Genomic DNA, 18,939 nt, shown 5'->3' with positions numbered 1-18,939 from the left:
TTGCCCGGAACCAGCCGGCGCGCTCTCGCCACCGCCAGGGTGCTAAACGACTAGTTTCGGCTCTCACAGAACCGGCGTCGGCTCTTCCAGAGGCGTTTTGCAGGAACCTACCGCCGCTGGATAGCTAACCATCCTCACTGTATTCGTGATCATCCTCCCACGTACTGACGATGTCGACCGATCAGTGTGAGGACAATGGAAGTCGCGTCGTGCAACCACACCTCGCAGGCGTCCCGTCACTCACTGAGCACGGGCGCCTGCGACTCCTCCGCATCAGCAGTGTCGTTGAATCTCTCAAACACCTCATCTATTGGCTGTCGATACGACCTCGGCGTCTGTTTGACGCTCTCGCCAGAACAAGAGTTGCTAAAGACTCCTCACCAAGTAGTCGCCAACATCGTGGTGGCTGTTGCCTTGCGCAGGCAACAGCGAACCTTCCTTAGCTCGTCGATGACGGCAAGTACATCCGCTCCCGTTCTGCCTCCTCCAGGCGACGAAATACTCTTCCAACAATTTGCTTGCATGCTTGCATGCCAATAAATAGACTGAGACGCGGATCACAGTAAATCCGGGTCGAGAAGCACCGACCATCTGACATAGACGAAGGAGTCCAGGGATGTCAAAAATGCGAGCAGCACGCCTGCACGAGATCGGCGGCAAGTTGTCCATCGACGAGATCGAAAGGCCCACGCCGGGACCGCGGGACGTCATTATCAAGGTCGAGGCTTGCAACCTCGTCCCCAACCTCATCAACGTCATTAATAGCTATCCCGAATGGTTCCCATTCCTCCCGCTACCCAAGCTCCCCGCGATCTTCGGACTTGATGCCGCTGGCAGCATTGTCGATAAAGGAGAGCAGGTGCGTAATGTCCAGGTGGGCGATCGCGTCTATCTCAATCCCGGCCGTGACTCGGGAGACTCGTATGCTTCTCAGCGAGGTGAGCGAATCAACGACCCGGCCTACACTTTCCAGGGTTACTTCGGCTTCGGTCAGGGCTCACAAGAAATCTTTGACGACTATCCAGAGGGTGGCCTCTGCGAATATCAGAAGGCCCCCGCCGACGGCGTCGTGGTCCTCCCCGACGAGGTGAGCTTCGAACAAGCGTGCCGCTTCGGCTACCTAGGCACTTCATACTCCGCGCTACGCAAAGCCGGCACCGGATCCAGCACCACGGTTCTCGTGAACGGAGGCACCGGGACGCTCGGAGTCGGCGCCGTGCTCAACGCCCTCGCCATGGGTGCACCAAAGGTGCTCGTCATGGGACGCAACCGGGAACTCCTCGAGAGAGTACGGGGTTTCGACCCCCGGCGCGTGATCACTCTCGCTCACGGCGACGAACCGATCGGCGACTGGGTGCGGTCACACACTGGTGGCCTCGGCGCCGATGTCTTCGTCGATGCTGTCGGCCCCGGCGCCCCCAAGGAAATCACACTTGCCGGAATCCACTCCCTGCGTCGAGGGGGCCGCATGGCCGATATCGGGGGCATGTCCGAGGACCTGCCCTTGCCGATGTTCCAGCTCATGTGCTTCCAGATCACAATCATTGCCTCGCTCTGGTTCACCGTTGGCGATGGCCAAGACATGGCCGCAATGGCCGCGGCAGGGACGCTCGACCTTTCCGTGTTCGATCACGATGTATACCCGCTCGAGCAGGTTAACGAAGCTCTTGACTCTCTCGAGAACCGCGCGGGTGGTTTCACCAATGTCGTCGTCTGTCCGGGCAAGTAACAGGAAGGGTCGTACAACATGAACAATCTCGCACATACTGCGATAGTCGGTATCCATCTTCAGAATGACGTAGTTCATGCCAAGGGTGCGTTCTCCGGCTTCTTCGCGGCCAGCGCTGCGGAGCGAGGGGTTGTGGCCAAAGCGGCGAAAGTGATCGACGCAGCTCATGACTCGAGGCGCCCAGTCTTCCTCACCCGAGTAGGGTGGGATCCAGGCCACGAGGACTTAGTAGCGAATTACCCGTTACTCCAGATCGTCGAAGAGCAACGATGCCTCACAAATGGTACTTGGCAGACCGAGTTCCTCGAGGGCATACCTGTCGCCGATTCCGACCACGTGATTACTCATGAGCGTGTTAGCGGGTTTTCGAACACTCGACTTGATGTGCTGCTCCGTGCAAGCAACGTGCAGACTCTTGTGGTCTTCGGAGTCGCTACGAATGTGTCGGTCGAGAGCACAGTGCGTGCTGCGGCAGATCTCGGTTACCAGATCATTCTCGTTGAAGACGCCTGTTCCTCAACGGATGAGGGGGCGCACTCTGCTTCGATCGCTTCGATGGGCCTGTTCGCCGAGATAGTTACAGCGGATGACATCATCTCGCGTTTCTAACCTCAGGGGAACTTAGGGCACAGAAAGATTCGTACATCGGAGCCGTGGTTTCGGCGATCGCTATAGATCGCGGCTCCGATGCAATTGGTATTACTGTTTTGAATCAGTCCGACGGTATCGCTTACGCGCGGGGCTGTGAGCAAGCCATCGTAGATGCAACCAAACCTTGCATCAGCCCCAACGACTAGATCACAAGACAGGCTTCGACGACATACGGGGCAGGAGACAATAGCGTCGCGTTCCCGCACCACCTGCCGACATTGTTCAAGGGCAACGCATCACGGTCTAACATCACTTCCAGTAACTGAGCTGGTACTCCTACGCGCTTCGCATGGCGCGGATGTCCCGATCGCTTGCAGGTTTCCGAGCCTTACGGAAGGTAGAGCGAAGGTGGGTTGTGACGTGCATTCGATGCCGGGTACGCGCTCTCATCGGAGCGCATCGGCCTTGAGCTCATAATCCACCATGCCAAGGTCGACGGCTCGATCAGACAGGGGCGTGATCTGGTTTCCGCTGAGCGGCGCTGTTGCGCTTTTGTGGAGTGAAACATCGACAGGTGCGACAGTGATCTGTGCCCGACTACCCGTGGTACCGCGGATCAGCTTGAGGCGCTCAATTGTCCGATGCCGCCTCCTCGACATCAGAATATAGGTGCATCAATGATGCATTGAATGCAATAATGGTGGTGTGAATTCTGGAAATAGCGGTGCGACTGCTCTGCGGCTGCTGGGGAACGTGCGGCCGCTGGATGAGAAGCAGTTTGTCTATGACGCGATGCTCGCGGGCTGGAGCGATCAGCAGTCCAGTCGTGGGCTTGCGGCTTCGACGATTTACAGCAGAGTACTCGTGATCCGCCGATTCGAAACCTTCACAGGGCGCTATCCGTGGGAGTGGTCAGCTGGTGACGTCGAGGACTACACCGCGCGCGCGAAGTCGGGATCGCGTGCTGCGGCGCGGTCGACCATCCGTGCCTTCCAGGCGATCATCCGGCTCTTTTGCGGCTATCTGTGTGACGGGCGCTACGAGTGGGCCTCCGAGTGTGAACGTCGCTTCGGTCAGGCACCTCAGCAGGTCTGCTACGAGTGGAATACCTCCGCGCACCTCGTCGACTATGAAGGGCGTGCGCAACGCCGAGCGCTCACTTACAACGAGCTCGAACAGTTCTTCGACGCCGCGGATGCCCGAGTCGAGACCATCCTCACGCAGGGACGCAAGGGTGCGCTTGCTGCACTGCGAGATGCTCAGATTTTCAAGACCATCTACGCCTACGGGCTGCGCCGTGCCGAGGCCGTCGGACTCGATGTCGCGGACCTGCGCCCCAATGGTGCTGCTCCTCGGTTCGGCCGATTCGGCGCCGTCGAGGTCCGATGGGGCAAGGGCTCGCGAGGCTCAGGGCCGCGCCGGCGTTCAGTCCTGACCGTCCCGGAGCTAGGCTGGGTGACCGAAGTGCTCGCGCAATGGGTCGATCACGCACGGCCACGGTTCGCCGATGAGCCTGGCATGCTCTGGCCGACGGAGCGCAGAAGCCGGGTCAGTGTCCGCTACATCAACTCGAGGTTCGCTGATCTCCGCGACCAGCTGGGCCTTCCACCGGAGCTTAGCGTGCATGCGCTTCGCCATACTTATGTCACCAACCTCATCGAGTGGGGGTACTCGGAGAAGTTCGTCCAGGACCAAGTAGGCCACGCCTACGCGTCCACCACCGCGATCTACACCTCGCTCGGTGATGACTACACGACCCGCATGGTGACCCGAGCACTCGCCCGAATCTACGGAGGAAATGATGCCGACAACCACTGATCAAAGTCCCATCGCCTGGCAGCTGCGGCAGGTGATGGCCGCCGCGGGGATGTTCCAGACCACCGACCTCATTGAACCGCTTCGCGAACAGGGCGTGCAGCTGTCTCGCGAGCAGATCTACCGTCTCGTTTCGAAGACGCCGGAGCGCCTCAACATCGAAGTCCTCGCCGCGCTGTGCCGCATTCTCGACTGCACACCCAACGACCTCATCGAGGTCGCACCGGTTGCTATAGCTCGTGTACCTCGCGCCGTCGGTGAGCCGCGCAGCTCCGGGCCTTCCATTGGCACGCTGCGGCCGATCCCTGCGAAGCTCCGCCGCCCCACAGAATGAGTAAAGCGCCGGCATGAGCCCAGGATGGAAACGCAAATGCGATTCGTGTGGCCGTGATGTCAAGGCCAGGTACGAGATCCTCGAGCAGCGCATCTGCAACGCCTGCTACTCCCGCCTGCGCCGGAACGCAGCACCCTGTCCGGCGTGCGCCCAGATGAAGGTTCTGGCCTTCCGCTCAGGTGACGGCCAGATCGTGTGCGCCGCGTGCGCGGGTGTTCCGTCGCGTTTCGGATGCGACCGATGCGGGAGCGAGGAACATCTGACCGGATCGCACTGCGGGCGCTGCCGCCTCGAGGACCGGCTCGACGACGTCCTCGCTGACGCCAACGGCCGTGTGCATCCACGTCTCGTGCCATTGCGCGAACACCTCCTCAGCGCTAGGGATCCACGCTCGGCGGTTCGGTGGCTTCGCATTGAACCAATTGGGCGCACGCTTCGAGCCATGGCGCAGGGTGCGAAACCCCTCAGCCACGAGACAGTTAACGAGCTGGGGCGGTCGACTCGTATTCGGTACTTCCGGCGGATGCTGATTGCTGCAGGCTCCTTGCCCGAGATCGACGTTCGACTCAACGATCTGGAGCTCCGAAGCAGAGCACTCATCGACGGCCTTCCAGCCGAGTACGCAATCATCATCACGAGATTCTTCAACTGGGAGACGCTACGGAAGCTGCGCCGCAGGCCGGTCGACCGACCCATCAGCGTGGGGGTGGCCAACGCCCGCGCCACCGAGGTTCGCAAGGTCGCCGCCTTCCTTGCTTGGCTCGGTGAGAATCACCTGAAACTCCCCACACTCAATCAGGTGGCCGTCGATCGTTACCTCGCTCACCACGACCCGAATCTGATCATCGGGAGGTTTCTTGCCTGGGTGGTCCGACACCGGATTACTCAACACTTTGACGTGCCTCGTGCCCAGTCGACAGTATCGCCGGCCACCATCGCTGAGGACGCTGTTTGGGAGAAGGTCGATGTTCTGCTCCAGACTGAGTCCACCCCGATGTCGAGTCGGATCATCGGTCTGTTCTTACTGGTGTTCGCCCAGCCGATCAGAGACTCCGTGCGGCTGAGACGCGACGATGTCCAGTTCACCGGAGAGAACGTCAAGGTCCAGTTCGGCAGCACCCCGGTCGTGTTGCCTCCGCCGATCGCCGAGCTCCTTGTGCGCTACCTCGACGACACGTGTGACCGCCCGCCTTATGCAGGGTCACCACCTGGCTGGCTCTTCGAGGGCGTCATGCCGCAACAGCACCTAAGCGATGCCAGCGTCAGGTTCAATCTGGCCAAGCACGGGCTTCACGCTCGAGAGATCAAACACGCCAGACTCGATCACCTCGTACAGGTGCTGCCAGCCAGCATCGTCGCGGACATCACCGGATTCACTGTCAACACTGCGATGCGTCACTCAGCGAACACGCGAGCCGACTGGGGAATATACTCGGAGCTGAGAACCCGGGAGTGCAAGGAACTCGACCTTGGCGAATAATGCCGACTACCGGTACCCCAACGCACCCGATAACGCACCCGCACCGAACCGCCGACGCGGCACGAGTTCGAGCCACCACCGTGGCCCGACCTGATCGAAGGAGATCGAATGTCATCCGAGGTGAGCCCGCCGACCAGCGGACAGACCCCCGCCGATTCGGCACTGGAGAAGAGGGCCCTCCGCAAGGTCCTCATGCGCCTCATCCCGTTCGTCATCGCGATGTACTTCATCAACTACCTCGACCGGACGAACATCGGCATCGCGGGGCCGGGCGGGATGAACGAAGACCTCGCGATGAACGCGACGCAGTTCGGGTTCGCCGCAGGCATCTTCTTCTTCGGCTACCTCATCCTCGAGGTGCCCTCGAACCTCGCTCTGCACAAGTTCGGCGCCCGCATCTGGCTCGCCCGCATCCTCATCAGCTGGGGCATCGTCGCGGCGGCCATGGCCTTCGTGCCCAACCACGGGTGGCTCTACGTCCTGCGGTTCCTCCTCGGCGTCGCCGAAGCCGGCTTCTTCCCCGGTATCATCCTCTACCTCACATACTGGTTCCCGACCTCGATGCGCGCCCGGGCCACGGCCCTGTTCATGCTCGCCATCCCGCTCTCCAGCGTCGTCGGGTCGCCCCTGTCGTCGTGGCTGATCTCCAGCGGCAACGCGATCTTCGAGAACTTCGCCGGCTGGCGCTTCATGTTCATCATCGAAGGTGTGCCCGCGATTCTGCTCGGCATCATGTGCATCTTCTACCTCACCGACCGTCCGCGCGATGCGAAGTGGCTGAGCGCCGAAGAGCGCAACTGGCTGCAGGCGACGATGGACGCCGAGGAGAGGAGCAAGGAAGAGACCTTCCACTACCCGGTCCGCCGCTCGCTGCTGCAGCCGCGCGTGTGGGCCCTGTCCTTCGTCTACTTCGGCATGGTCTACGGCCTCTACGCCATGAGCTTCTTCCTCCCCACGATCATCGCCGGCTTCCAGGAGTCCTTCGGCGTCGAATACTCGATCGTCGAGATCGGCCTCATCACGGCCATCCCCTACATCTTCGGCGCCTTGGCCATGTACTTCTGGTCCCGCCACGGCGACCGCACCGGCGAACGAGTCTGGCATGTCGCCCTGCCGCTGTTCATCGGCGGAGTGGCGATCCCGATCGCCCTCTACCTGTCCTCGCCGTTCACGACGATGATCGCCGTGACGATCACCTGCATGGCCATCTGCGCGGCCCTGCCGACCTTCTGGCCGCTGCCGCAGACCTTCCTCGCCGGAGCCGGAGCCGCAGCGGGACTCGCGCTCATCAACTCGCTCGGCAACTCCGCGGGCTTCTTCGCCCCCTACATCACCGGCTGGCTGGCCGATCTTACCGGCACTCAGAATGCGGGCATGTGGGTCGTCGGCGCAGCCATGGTCGCCGCCGGCATCGTCACCCTCATCCTCAGGGCCGCTCCCGCACCGGATAACCTGGACGCAAAGCAGAAGTGACGGTCCTCGCGGTACCACACCTCGCCGAGGCGGCCGACCGTTCCGTACTCGCCCGCCGTCCGCCTTCGCCCCACCGATCCGAGGAGCACAATTGACGACCCCGACGTCCACCGCACCCGACTTCCCCGCCCTCGACCCGGCGGCACTCGAGGATCTCGCCGCACGGCTGAGCGACGGAGCGCTGACGACGGATCCCGACGTCATCGACGCCCACTCCAGCGACGAAGCCCTGTTCTGCCCGCGCGAAGGGGCGATCGCCCTGGTCAGGGCCGCCTCGGCGGAAGACGTCCAAGAGGTCATGCGGTTCGCCAGCGCACATCGGGTGCCGGTCGTCCCGCAGGGGGCTCGGTCCGGGATCTCGGGCGGCGCGAACGCCTCACCAGGGGCGATCCTGCTCAACGTGTCGAAGATGAAGGACGTCGTGGCCGTCAACGAGGCCGAACGTCTCGTCACCGTCCAACCGGGCATCATCAACCAGGACCTCAAGGACCACCTCGCCCCGTTCGGACTGTCCTACCCGCCGGATCCGGGGTCGGTGGCACTGTCATCGATCGGTGGGAACATCGCGACGAACGCCGGCGGACTCTGCTGCGTTAAATATGGTGTGACCAGGGATTATGTCCGCTCACTCAAGGTCGTTCTGGCCGACGGGTCCATCACCACGCTCGGCCCGCAGACGGCCAAGGGCGTGGCCGGGCTCGATATGCGTCACCTCTTCATCGGCTCCGAAGGCACCCTGGGCATCGTCGTCGAGGCGACGCTGCGCCTCGTGCCCGCCCTGCCCGAGCCGTTCACCGCGATCGCGACCTTCCCGGATGAGCGCAGCGGACTGCAGACCGTCGCCGACTTCATGGCCGACGGCGGGGTGCCGAGCCTGTTCGAATTCCTCGACGGGGCAAGCCTGCGCATGCTCAACGACTACGGCGACTTCGGCCTCGACGGTGACGCCGGTTCGATGCTCATCATGCAGGTCGACGACAACCCGACCGATGCGGAAGCTGCAATGTCGGCCTTCACCGAGGTGGCCCAGCGCTGCGGTGCCCTCGACGTTGCGTACTCCGACGATCCCAGCGACTCCGCGGCACTCATCACCGCACGACGAATGATCCAACCGGCCTACGAGAAGTTCGCCAACGCCCACGGCGGCGGGCAGCTGCTCGACGATGTGTGCCTGCCGCGCACCGCCGTACCCGAGTTCTGCGACCGACTGGCCGAGCTGCGGGCCTCCTCCGGACTCGAGATCGCCCTCGTTGCCCACGCCGGTGACGGCAATATGCACCCGTCGGTGTTCTTCGATTCCTCGGACGCGGTCGAGACGGGGAGGGCCGAGGACGTGTTCGCAGAGATCATGCGCGTGGGCCTCGAACTCGGCGGCACGATCACCGGCGAACACGGGGTCGGGTTCCTCAAGCGGGCCTGGCTGCCGAACGAACTCGACGAGGGTTCACGGAGGATCCAGCAGGCAGTCAAGGACGCCCTCGACCCGCAGGGCATCCTCAACCCGGGAAAGATGCTCGCCGAGATCTGAGCCGGAGCGGGCGCGGACTCGACCCCGCACGAACGTCAGACCGGAGCGGCCGTGCGCCGAGCGCCCACCACCTGCCCAGCGCCGTCATACTGCTGACTTACTGCCGTCAGGGCGTGGCGACGATGAGGACGAGCGAACCCTCGAAGCTCGGCTGGGTCCGCAGATGTCCGAAGCGTGCGTCCCAGGTGTCGTCGTCGAGGTCGCGGCGAAGATCCGCTTCGAAGCGTGCGACCGCTTCGTCTGAAACGAAGCTCCAGGCGGAGTTCGCCCTCCTCGCGCCGGGGTCGAGGAGCATCTCGGGTCGACCGAAATAGGCCTCGGAGAACCCGTCGACGCAGGTCAGGGGGATCGGCAGCCGTGTGACATCGACCGAGCCGCCGAGACCCGCAGCGATGCTCTCGATCGACGGATAGCGCCTCGCCTCGGTCGAGATCGCCTCGGGAGCGTAGTCGGTGAGCCAGAACCGTTCGAGCAGATCCGGGTCGCACGTCATGATGACGACCGGACCTCTCGCCACTCGCCGCAGTTCGGCCAGGCCCGCCTCAAGATCCCTCCACTGGTGGACGGAGAACGTCGTCAGCGCCGCGTCGAAGGCGTCATCATCGAACGGCAGCGACTCGGCGGTCGCATCGATGGCCTCACCGAGGTGGCCCGGCCGTTGAGAGCGCATCGCCGCCGAGGGTTCGACCGCGGTCACCTCCCGGTCGGTCCGCTCGTACGAACCGGCTCCGGCACCGACGTTGAGGACCCGTGCCGCATCACCGAGAGCCGCGGTGATCGCCGCAGCGAAGGCGGGTTCGGGCTGACGGTAGTTCCTGTAGCCGCCTCCGATGACCCCGTAGTCGGCATCTCCGGCCGAGCCGTCGCGTTCCGTCATGACACCAGGCTAGGCCATGGGTTCAGGCGACCCTCGAACAGCCGTGGACTCAGGCGACACGTGCGGCGTCATCGACGGCGAGGTCCCGCAGGGCCCCGATCGCATCGGCGATGAGCGCCTGCTGAGGGTGGCCGGGATCGCTGATCGCGTGGAGGAATCGGATCGGCACCGGCGAGGCGATCGGCACGATCGTCACCCCTGCCGGCAGCGGATCGATTCCCAGGCGCGGCAGGATCGTCACGCCGAGCCCGCGGCTGACCATGTGCAGGGCCGTGGTGAAGCTGTGAGCCTCGTGCTTGAAGCTCACCTGCACCCCCGCACGCGCACAGGCGTCGAAGAGAATCGTCCGGCAGGGTCCGTCACCGGTGTCGTTGTCGATCCACTGGTGGTCGGCGAGCTCACCGAGCCCGACCGACGAGCGCTGCGCGAGCGGATGATCGTCGGGCACGGCCACGACGTAGGGATCCTCGACAAGGAAGGACGCGTCCACCTCGGCGGGGAATTCGAGCGCGGTGGACGAGGAGATGACGAGCTGGATGTCCGATGACAGCTCCGCCCACGGTCCTTCGCTCAGGTTGAGCTGGACCGAGGTGTGCGGATAGCGGTTCTCCAGATAGGCGACGAGCTCGGGCAGCCACCTCGTGCCCGCCGAGGCGAAGTATCCGATCGAGAGTCGATCGATACGGCTCTCCTGCAGTTCGGAGATCCGCTGGTGCAACCGACTCGAGGCTTCGAGCACCGCATCGACCTCGCCGAGGATGGACGCACCGGTGTCGGTCAGGCACAGTCCTCGCCCACGTCGGGCGAAGAGCGCGAGTCCGGTCTCTCTCTCGAGCTGTTTGATGTGGTGGCTCACGGCCGACGGCGAGAGTCCGAGGTGCTGTGCGGCCGAGCGTACGGAGCCGGTCGTCGCCACCGACTTGAACGACTGGAGGTGCGTGACGGTGTCCATCACCCGACTGTACGGACTTCACGCACACGTGTGCAATAGTGTGCGCTTTTCTTATACGGTTGTGCGCACAATAATCACTGTTATGAGAACGAACCCCGACCTGGAAACCTCACCGGTGCAGCGGACCGATGCCGGCCGCAGCCGCATCTCCGCACTCCCGTGGGCGGCGGCACTGCTGACCATGGTCTTCTGGGCCTCATCGTTCGTCGTCATCCGAGATGCCGCACCCCACTTCGGCCCGGGTGCGATGGCACTCCTGCGCAGCCTGTCCGCCGCCGTGGTCCTCTCGCTCTGGATGCTCTTCCGTCGTCCTCGGTTCCCGCGATCGAAGCGGGTATGGCTGATCGTCATCCTCTGGGGTGTGGCGTGGTTCGGCGCCTATGTCGTCGTGCTCAACGCCGCCGAACATTCCATGGACGCCGGCACCGCCTCGATGATCGTCAATATCGCCCCGCTCATCGTCGCGGTGTTCGCGGGCCTCGTCCTCGGCGAGGGACTGCCGAAGCGACTGATCATCGGTGTTCTCATCTCGCTGGCCGGCATCGGGATGATCACCGCCGCCAGCTTCACCGGCGTCTTCACGATGGCCGGACTGGTGCTCAGCGTTGCGGCTGCACTCCTCTACGCCGGGTGCGTGCTCGTTCAGAAGCACTTCCTCTCGCACGAGGATTCCGTGACGGTGACGTGGGCGGGAATCCTCGCCGGAACCCTCGCCTGCCTGATCTTCACCCCGAACCTCATCGGCGACATCACGGTCGCACCCCTGTCGATCACTCTGCAGGTGATCTATCTGGGAGTGGTGCCGACCGCGATCGCCTTCAACCTGTGGGGCTACGCCATCCGCGTGCTGCCGGCCGGTCTGCTCAGTTCGTCGAGCCTGCTGGTTCCGGCGATCGTCGTCGTTCTCGCGTGGCTTCTGCTCGCCGAGGTGCCGCCGCCGTTGGCGGCGGCAGGCGGAGTCCTCTGCCTCGCCGGTGCCGGCTGTGCGATCGGACCGCAGATCATCCGTTCACTGCGACGGCGCTGAGCTGAGATCGGGTCCAGCCGGAAGCCTCGAGGTGGCTGAGCGCTGGCGGTGTCAGGGCTCGGGCCCTGCTGGACTCAGCCCTCGGCCTTGCCCTGTCGCCAGTAGCCCATGAAGGCGATCTGCTTGCGATCGACCCCGACCTCCTGAACAAGGTACCGGCGCAGGCGCTTGACCGGTCCGGCCTCTCCGGCGATCCAGGCATAGAAAGGACGGTCGTCCTTCTCCGTCGCACTCGAACTGCCCTGAGCCGCCTCCGTGAGGGCCGCGGGAACATCCCAGAGGATCTCCTCGTCGATGTTGACATCGTCGAGTTCGCCCACCGGACCATCCGGACCGCCGGCAGCACCGGCCCCCACCTGAGCAGGGATCCGGGTCTCAGAGCGCACCGCCTCACGGACAGCGGGTTCGAGCAGCTGTCCGAAATCGGCCTTGCCGCGCGGCAGCCACTCGATCTCGAAACCGGCGGGAGCAGTCATGTCGATGATGTCCTCGGCGCTCGGGACCTCGAGAACGGCCTTGCCTCGGGCCCGACTGTCCTTGATCGAATCGAGGATCGAGGCGATCGCGGGAACTGCAGTCTCATCGCCGGCGAGGAGGATCTGGTGAGCATCACCGGGCGCGAATTCGATGCCGCCGTACGGGCCGTCGAAGTCTCGGGCGGGTCCGATGATATGGAGTGAGTGGCCGACCTCGGCGGCTTCGGCCCACTGTGCGGCGGGACCGGAATGCCCGGCCTCATCGGTGTGCATCACCATGTCGACGACGAGCTCGCGCTCGTCATCGCGCCACTCCCGCACGGTGTAAGTGCGCATCGCACCACGGACGGCCGGGTCGACCTGCAGCCAGGCCTGGTACCAGGAGACGCCGGCCTCCTCCTGTTCGGCAAGGAAGCCGAGGAGGTCGAACTCGGGGGCGGTGGCACCAGCCGGGGGGATGATGAGTTTGATGCGCAGATCGCGCGGGTGCGTCTTGGGGCCGAAGCCGGACAGGCCGGGGCCGCCGAATGTGATGCGGCGGAACGAGGGGCTGAGGTCCTCGACGGCGATGACCGTGGCTTCGAAGCCGCCGATGGGTGCTCGTGACACAGTTTCTCCTTCACTACCCGAGGTCCTCGGGCTCGTCCCACGACCAGCGGTGGAACTCAGGCGCAGCAGTCGAGGGATCGTTGAACGTCCACCCACACTCTACGCCAAATCAGTAAGGCAAGCCTTTCCAAATAATGCTACTGTGATCGCGGACGTGTTGAGATCGCTCACATCCGAACCGCGATCGTCGCGACCGCCGACCCTGCCACCAGCAACTTCACCGCCCGGGCAGAGGATTGCGGCAAAGCCCGCGGGCGCAGCTCAGCCCTCAGCCTCGACCCCACCGGCGCGAAACAGCCCCATCCGCATAAGACACCACCATTCGACCACCGAAAGGCTCTCGATGCATCGTCGTCAGCTCCTCGCCCTGTCCGTTCTCGCTCCTTTCGCCCTCGTCGCCTGTACAGGCAAGGACGGCGGGGACGGCGCAGCCACGGGCTCCACACGGAACTTCTCCTATTCGCCCGAAGGCTATGGCGGGCTGACGATCGAACTCGACAGGTCCGCCGAACGCATCGCCGCGGACTTCTATTCAGCGGCCGGTCTCGCTCAGTACGGGATCACACCGGTCGCGGTCTTCGGCTTCGGACAGAACGAATCGCCGGGCAAGTCCTTCGACTCCTCAGGCGTCGAAGTGGTCGGAACGGATATGGAACTCGATATCGAAGCCCTCGCCGTCGCCGAGCCGGACATCCTCGTCGCCTACGGCAATGAGAAGGGCGACGGGTGGACCTGGTGGGACGACAAGGTGAAGAACCAAGTCACCGAACTCGTGGAATTCGTTCCGGTCAAGCTCGGCGACCAGACGCCCGACCAGATGTTCGCCCAGTACGCGGCCATCGCGAAGGCACTCGGCAAGGACACCGAGACAGGCGAGATCGCCGATCAGCGCAAGGCCTACGAGGACGCCCGCAAGCGCGTGCGCGACGTCGCGAAGAAGAAGGGGCGGCTGACCGTGCTTCTGGCGAACTTCAGCTCCGAGATGAACTACACCTCGAAGAGCTCCGGGATCGCGGACATGCTCAGCGAGGACGGCATCACCCTCGTCGGCCCCGAGTCCAGCGATGACTCCAGCTGGGCGGAGGTGTCATGGGAGAAGATGTCCGACTACCCCGCCGACGTCCTCCTCGTACACGATGCGTCCGCCGACTACGAAGACAATCCGGTGTACACGAGCCTGCCCGCTGTCAAGGCCGGACAGCTCGGGACCTGGGACGATAAGCGCGCTTACACCTACGAGGGCTACGCCGAATGGCTCGGCGAACTCGCTGATGTCATCGATGGCGCGAAGGAGATCGTCGAGAAGTGAGCCCGACGGTCGCCGGTACGATCGGTCCATGACCGAACTCTCTGACGAACTCAGCACCGATGAGATCATCCGATCCCTGGCAGCGGGCCGACCGACCACATGGCTGCGGTCCAGCCTCGCCGAGGCGGCCCTCCCGGCCCTCGCGGACATCATGGATTCCGCGTCGGCCCGGTTCGACCGCTTCGCCCCCTGGTTCGCTGAGACCTTCCCGGAGACGGCGACCGTCCCAGCCGCGCTTGCAGCGGAATTCCCCGAGGCTGCGGGCGGAATGATCGAATCGGCCCTGGTCCCGGCTCCTGCGGCGCAGAGGCGCCTCGACGGTCTGTTCGGATCGGACCTGGTCGGACAGCTGTGGCTCAAGCGTGACGACAGCCTGCCGGTGAGCGGGTCGATCAAGGCGCGAGGAGGATTTCACGAGGTCCTCGAATTCGCCGAGGCGGTCGCCGCCGAGCATGGTCTCGACGCTTATGATCCCGCCACCTACTCGAGCCCGCAGTTCCGTGAGATTGCGGCGAACCACCGGATCGTCGTCGGCTCGACGGGCAATCTCGGGCTGTCGATCGGGATCCTCGGCGCTCGCCTCGGCTTCGCCGCCTCGGTGCATATGTCCGCCGACGCCCGTGACTGGAAGAAGACGATGCTGCGCGACCACGGCGTCGACGTCATCGAACACTCCGGTGACTTCGTCGAGGCCGTCGAAGTCGGCCGGACTTCAGCGGAGGCCGCCGAGAACACTCACTTCGTCGACGACGAGGACTCGGTGAGTCTCTTCGCCGGATACTCAGTGGCCGCACTGCGGCTCAGACGTCAGTTCGACGCCGCCGGGGTGACCATCGATGAGCAGAATCCGCTCACCGTCTACCTGCCGTGCGGAATCGGCGGCGGGCCCGGGGGAGTGACCTTCGGGCTCAAACGAGTCTTCGGTGCCGCGGTGCGCTGCGTGTTCGTCGAACCGAGCCAGGCACCGGCGATGTTCGTCGGCGTCCGGACTGGTCGGCACAGCGATATCTCCGTTCAGGACATCGGGCTGTCCGGTGCCACCGCCGCCGATGGGCTGGCAGTCGCCCGCCCATCCCGATTCATCGGACCGACGATCGGGCCGCTGATCTCCGGTTTCGCGTCGGTGCCCGACGAGGTGATCCGCGCCGGAGTCGGTGTGCTTCACGAGACCGAAGGCATCGATGTCGAACCCTCGGCAACCGCAGGACTGACCATTCCGTGGCGGATGGGCGATGCAGCGGCTGAGGCGTCGGCGGGCGTCCACCTGGTCTGGCTCACTGGTGGGGCGATGGTTCCCGACGCAGAGCGGGAAGCCTACGTCGATGAAGGACGAGGACTGGTGGGCAGTATCGGCGGCGCCGCCTCGGCGATATTCGTCGACTGAGGTTCACGCTCCGGAACCCGAGCCGCGTGCCCCGGTGACGGCCGGGGCACGCGGCGCTGCTCACCAGTCCCAGGGGTCGTCGGTGACAGTGATGACGACCTTGCCGTCGACGATCTCAGCCGTGCCGGTGAGGTCGAAGGTGACGGTGTCATCGAAGGGCTCATCATCGTCGAAGCCCTCGTAGCTGCCGGTGACGAGGGCCTCGCCGGAGGTGTCGGAGGAGATCAGCCACGCGGGTCCGCCGTTCGGACCGGTCGCGTCTGCGGGGTCTGAATACTGGTCGGCGCCCATGGAGTCATCGGCGACGGTCACCGTCGGATACGAGGAGATCGACCATGTGAGGCCGGTGGCATCGAAGCTTTCGGCCATCGAGGAGCCGAACGGGCACCCGTCGGGCTGGGCGACGGTCTTCTTCGCACAGCTGTCGATGAGGGTCTTGACCTGCTTGTCGACCTCGCTGCGGAACGCATCCGAGGGGTGGGCGGAGAGCCGCGGCGTGTCCTCACCCTCCATGTCCGCGTCATCACCGAGGAACGCTCGCACCTCGACCTCGTCGGCCGTGATGAGGTCCGACTTCTCAGCCAGATCGATCGTGTAGAGACCGGGGAAGGCCGGCAGCGACAGCGCCGATCCGTCGCTGTCGACGTCGATTCCGTTGACCTTGACCTGCTTGAGGCCGGGAGTGTCGACGGTGAGGGTGAGCAGATCCGGGCTCTTGAGCGCCCAGTCGTCGAAGAACAGCGCCTTCTTCCCGGCCCTGTGCAGGGTCAGGGTGCTGTTGCCCTTGGATCCGCCGACGTCATAGGTGACCGCGACCTTCGCCGTGTCGCCCGAGACCTCGGCATCCTCGACGGTGACATCGTCGGGCAGGGACTTGGATCCGCCGAGGACGTCGTTCGTCAGCAGGGTCCGTGACTCCTGCGGAACATCGACATCGGCGACCTTGAGTGCGCCCTCGGCGTCACCGTCGGAAAGCTCCGCGAAGTACTTCTCCACTGTCGCTTCGGGTCCGAACATGTGTCCATTGACCTGGGTGACGACGATGAGCGCGGCCACGAGGAGGAGGACGGCACCACCGGCGACGACCGACACGAGAGTCGTCTTCTTCTTGTCGAAGGGTGTGGCCGGACCTGCATTCGGCTGCGCGGGGTACATTCCCTGCGGAGCAGAGTAGGCCTGCTGCCCGGCCGAGCCCTGCTGCACCGAATGGGCCTGCTGCCCGGCGGAACCCTGCGGGTAGGAATAAGGCTGCTGGCTCGGATGCTGCGGCGGCCCGACCGGGGCGGAGAACTGCTGCAGGCCCTGCGGTTGGCTTTGCGGTCGGCCCTGGGAACCGAACGGTTCCGGCGATGCAGATGCAGGCTGACCCTGATGACCAGCGGGCCCGTGTGGTCCGACTTCGCCGGGTCCGGGAGCGACCGGCGGCGGTGTCGGAGCGGCTGCCTTTGCCAGATCGGGATGGACGAAGGCGAAACGCGGTTCGCTCATGCCCAGATACGGCCCCCAGTGCGGATGCACGGTCCGTCCGGCGACGATCCGAGCCACGGACGGGAAGGTGAGAGCCAGCCGTGGGCCGAGCGTGCGCGAGAGCACCTCGATGACCCCACCCCAGACAGCGAAAATGAGGAACGTCCAGGCCAGAGGACCGATCCCGGCACGAGCTGCACCGGAACCGCCGAAGTACATGGCCGCCTCGGCGGATCCGGACATCGACAGGTGCGCGGGAATGGCCAGCAGCGACAGCAGACCCCATACGAGGCAGAAGGCCACCGGCAGCTTCCAGGCGCTCGCCCACTGCTGCTTGTCCTGCTCGACCACGGTCCAAGCCGGACGCCGGGTGACGGTGGCGACGATCGCAGCGATCAGCACCGCGACCGCCACGACGAGCAGTCCCAGCCACAGCAGGCCGGGCGCGTCGCGGCTGAACAGGGTGAGGCTTTCGGAGAAGGAGTCCGAATAGACGCCGAAGTCGCCTTGGGCGGTGGCGCTGATTCCACCGAGGTGGGTCAGCGAAGTGAGGATGAGACCCATGTTGATGAACGTCAGCGGCACCAGCTGGCCCGGCATCTCGACGGACAGCGGCAGGACGAAGAGCGCAACGATCGAGAACACGACGACGCAGATGGCAAGGTGGATCCACGTCACCAACAGCGGCGGGACAGCCCAGCGCAGGAATGGTGCGCCGATGGCTTCGGTGCCTTTGAAGTGCCCGGCGACCCGACCAGCGATGCTCGCGATGAGGATGACGAGCAGGGGCAGGAAGAACGACCGGACGGTGACCGCTGAATAAGAGAAGGTGAGAGCACCGTCTTCTTCGAAGGAGGAGAAGCGGGCGGCGAAGATGACCTGGAGGAGGAAGAGCACGAGCGTCATCGCCAGGGTCGAGACCCCGATGCGGATCCACGTGGACACCCGGTTGGACGCAGGGGTGCGGCGTTCGCTGATCTTCGTCGTCCACCACAGCAGACCCACGATGACGATCGTGACCACCAAGGGCGCTCCGGTCGTGAAGATGCTCAGCTGAGCGTTGAAGCTCTCAGAGGCATTGATATCGAGACGCAGCGCCGCCGAACCGAACAGTGACAGCGCCATGAGGATGAACGGCAGAGCGTAGCTGAGGCTGTCGAGGTTGAAGCCGGTCTCCTCGGTCAGGGAGCTGAATTCTGACATCGAGGTGAGGATGACGGTGAGGACGATGGAGACGATGATCCCGCCGAGGAGGGCGATCCCCGGCGGGATCAGGGCCGCTTTCCACGTGGCGCCCTTCGCCAGTGCCGAGGCGACCTTCGATTTCGGGGCGTTTGCCGGGTATCCCGGTGGCGCGGGATACGGCACGGGACCCGATTGGTAGGGGCCCTGTTGATACGGATCCGGCTGATGCGGACCCTGCTGATGCGGACCCTGCTGATAGGGGCCCTGCTGCTGAGGCCCCGAGCTGTGAGGGTAGGCGCCGTGGTGGTAGGGGCCCGAACTCTGAGGGTGGGCGCCCTGTTGGGAGGGGGTGGGCTGGAAGGGCCCTGGTTGGTCAGGTCCGGAACCTTGGGGATGGGACCCGGGCCCTTGAGCGTATGGCCCGGCTGCGTGCTGATAGGGATCGACCGTCTGCGGGGTTGCGGGTATCCCGTCTTCCGGCGGTGCCCAGCGAGCAGTCGCCTCGGTGGAATCGGTTTGATCGTCGGCCGCGGAATCAGTGTCTTCCGAGTCCTCGGCGTCGGAGTCGACCGATTCCACCACTTCGGTGGCCTGATCAACGGAGTCCTCGGCGCTGCGATCCTTCGGATCCTCGGCGGCGGTCGGTGTCGTCTCGTCGGATTCGTCGTCCATACCCAGTCCTCAAGTGCCGTTGCCCGACAGC

Annotated in this window: 15 protein-coding genes; 10 read left to right on the top strand and 5 right to left on the bottom strand. The window is 64.4% G+C overall.

Annotated elements, in window-relative coordinates:
- Nucleotides 1-616: 616 nt before the first annotated feature.
- The 4 genes from EB835_RS02465 (at nucleotide 617) to EB835_RS02450 (ending at nucleotide 4,469) form a co-directional block, all read left to right on the top strand.
- Complete coding sequence (locus EB835_RS02465; RefSeq protein WP_205749841.1) at nucleotides 617-1,729, top strand: alcohol dehydrogenase catalytic domain-containing protein; 1,113 nt, start codon at nucleotides 617-619, stop codon at nucleotides 1,727-1,729.
- A gap of 18 nt (nucleotides 1,730-1,747) precedes the next feature.
- The gene (locus EB835_RS02460) at nucleotides 1,748-2,338 is read left to right on the top strand and encodes a cysteine hydrolase family protein (RefSeq protein WP_135807906.1); all 591 of its coding nucleotides are present in this window, start codon (nucleotides 1,748-1,750) and stop codon (nucleotides 2,336-2,338) included.
- A 687-nt stretch (nucleotides 2,339-3,025) separates the two neighbouring features.
- Nucleotides 3,026-4,138, top strand: coding sequence for a tyrosine-type recombinase/integrase (locus EB835_RS02455; RefSeq protein WP_240688507.1), 1,113 nt, complete (start codon nucleotides 3,026-3,028; stop codon nucleotides 4,136-4,138).
- Entirely contained in the window at nucleotides 4,122-4,469 is a 348-nt protein-coding gene (locus EB835_RS02450; protein WP_135807905.1) for a helix-turn-helix domain-containing protein, read from the top strand. The genes EB835_RS02455 and EB835_RS02450 overlap by 17 nt, the downstream gene beginning before the upstream one ends.
- A gap of 175 nt (nucleotides 4,470-4,644) precedes the next feature.
- On the opposite strand, the gene EB835_RS20215 is transcribed toward EB835_RS02450, so the two are convergent.
- Nucleotides 4,645-4,809: a hypothetical protein gene (locus tag EB835_RS20215; RefSeq protein WP_168216610.1), complete on the bottom strand. Its 165-nt coding sequence runs from the start codon at nucleotides 4,807-4,809 to the stop codon at nucleotides 4,645-4,647.
- A 15-nt stretch (nucleotides 4,810-4,824) separates the two neighbouring features.
- On the opposite strand from EB835_RS20215, the gene EB835_RS02445 reads away from it, so the two are divergent.
- The 3 genes from EB835_RS02445 (at nucleotide 4,825) to EB835_RS02435 (ending at nucleotide 8,950) form a co-directional block, all read left to right on the top strand.
- Nucleotides 4,825-5,949: a hypothetical protein gene (locus tag EB835_RS02445; RefSeq protein WP_135807904.1), complete on the top strand. Its 1,125-nt coding sequence runs from the start codon at nucleotides 4,825-4,827 to the stop codon at nucleotides 5,947-5,949.
- 108 nt (nucleotides 5,950-6,057) lie between these two features.
- Entirely contained in the window at nucleotides 6,058-7,422 is a 1,365-nt protein-coding gene (locus EB835_RS02440; protein WP_135807903.1) for an MFS transporter, read from the top strand.
- 91 nt (nucleotides 7,423-7,513) lie between these two features.
- Complete coding sequence (locus tag EB835_RS02435) at nucleotides 7,514-8,950, top strand: FAD-binding oxidoreductase (protein WP_135807902.1); 1,437 nt, start codon at nucleotides 7,514-7,516, stop codon at nucleotides 8,948-8,950.
- A gap of 106 nt (nucleotides 8,951-9,056) precedes the next feature.
- Here EB835_RS02435 and EB835_RS02430 read toward each other — a convergent pair whose 3' ends face one another.
- Both EB835_RS02430 and EB835_RS02425 read right to left on the bottom strand, forming a co-directional pair.
- Complete coding sequence (locus EB835_RS02430) at nucleotides 9,057-9,827, bottom strand: class I SAM-dependent methyltransferase (protein ID WP_135807901.1); 771 nt, start codon at nucleotides 9,825-9,827, stop codon at nucleotides 9,057-9,059.
- Nucleotides 9,828-9,876: 49 nt separating this feature from the next.
- Nucleotides 9,877-10,779, bottom strand: a complete 903-nt coding sequence (locus EB835_RS02425; RefSeq protein ID WP_135807900.1) for a LysR family transcriptional regulator — start codon at nucleotides 10,777-10,779, stop codon at nucleotides 9,877-9,879.
- An 82-nt stretch (nucleotides 10,780-10,861) separates the two neighbouring features.
- Between EB835_RS02425 and EB835_RS02420 the strand changes: the two genes are divergently transcribed.
- Entirely contained in the window at nucleotides 10,862-11,806 is a 945-nt protein-coding gene (locus EB835_RS02420) for a DMT family transporter (RefSeq protein WP_135807899.1), read from the top strand.
- Between the two features lie 74 nt (nucleotides 11,807-11,880).
- Here the strand turns inward: EB835_RS02420 and EB835_RS02415 are convergent, their stop codons facing one another.
- On the bottom strand, nucleotides 11,881-12,891 hold the full coding sequence (locus EB835_RS02415; RefSeq protein WP_135807898.1) for a siderophore-interacting protein: 1,011 nt from the start codon (nucleotides 12,889-12,891) through the stop codon (nucleotides 11,881-11,883).
- 343 nt (nucleotides 12,892-13,234) lie between these two features.
- On the opposite strand from EB835_RS02415, the gene EB835_RS02410 reads away from it, so the two are divergent.
- Both EB835_RS02410 and EB835_RS02405 read left to right on the top strand, forming a co-directional pair.
- Nucleotides 13,235-14,200: an ABC transporter substrate-binding protein gene (locus tag EB835_RS02410; RefSeq protein WP_168216609.1), complete on the top strand. Its 966-nt coding sequence runs from the start codon at nucleotides 13,235-13,237 to the stop codon at nucleotides 14,198-14,200.
- Between the two features lie 28 nt (nucleotides 14,201-14,228).
- Nucleotides 14,229-15,584, top strand: coding sequence for a D-serine ammonia-lyase (locus tag EB835_RS02405; RefSeq protein ID WP_135807896.1), 1,356 nt, complete (start codon nucleotides 14,229-14,231; stop codon nucleotides 15,582-15,584).
- A gap of 60 nt (nucleotides 15,585-15,644) precedes the next feature.
- Here the strand turns inward: EB835_RS02405 and EB835_RS02400 are convergent, their stop codons facing one another.
- Nucleotides 15,645-18,908 (bottom strand): zinc ribbon domain-containing protein, encoded by a 3,264-nt coding sequence (locus tag EB835_RS02400; protein ID WP_240688506.1) that lies wholly within the window; start codon nucleotides 18,906-18,908, stop codon nucleotides 15,645-15,647.
- Nucleotides 18,909-18,939: the final 31 nt, after the last annotated feature.

Origin of the sequence: Brevibacterium sp. S22, assembly GCF_004745485.1 — a bacterium.
Taxonomy (GTDB): Bacteria; Actinomycetota; Actinomycetes; order Actinomycetales; family Brevibacteriaceae; genus Brevibacterium.
The sequence above is the reverse complement of the archived record's forward strand: the minus strand, read 5'-3'. Positions and strand labels throughout refer to the sequence as shown.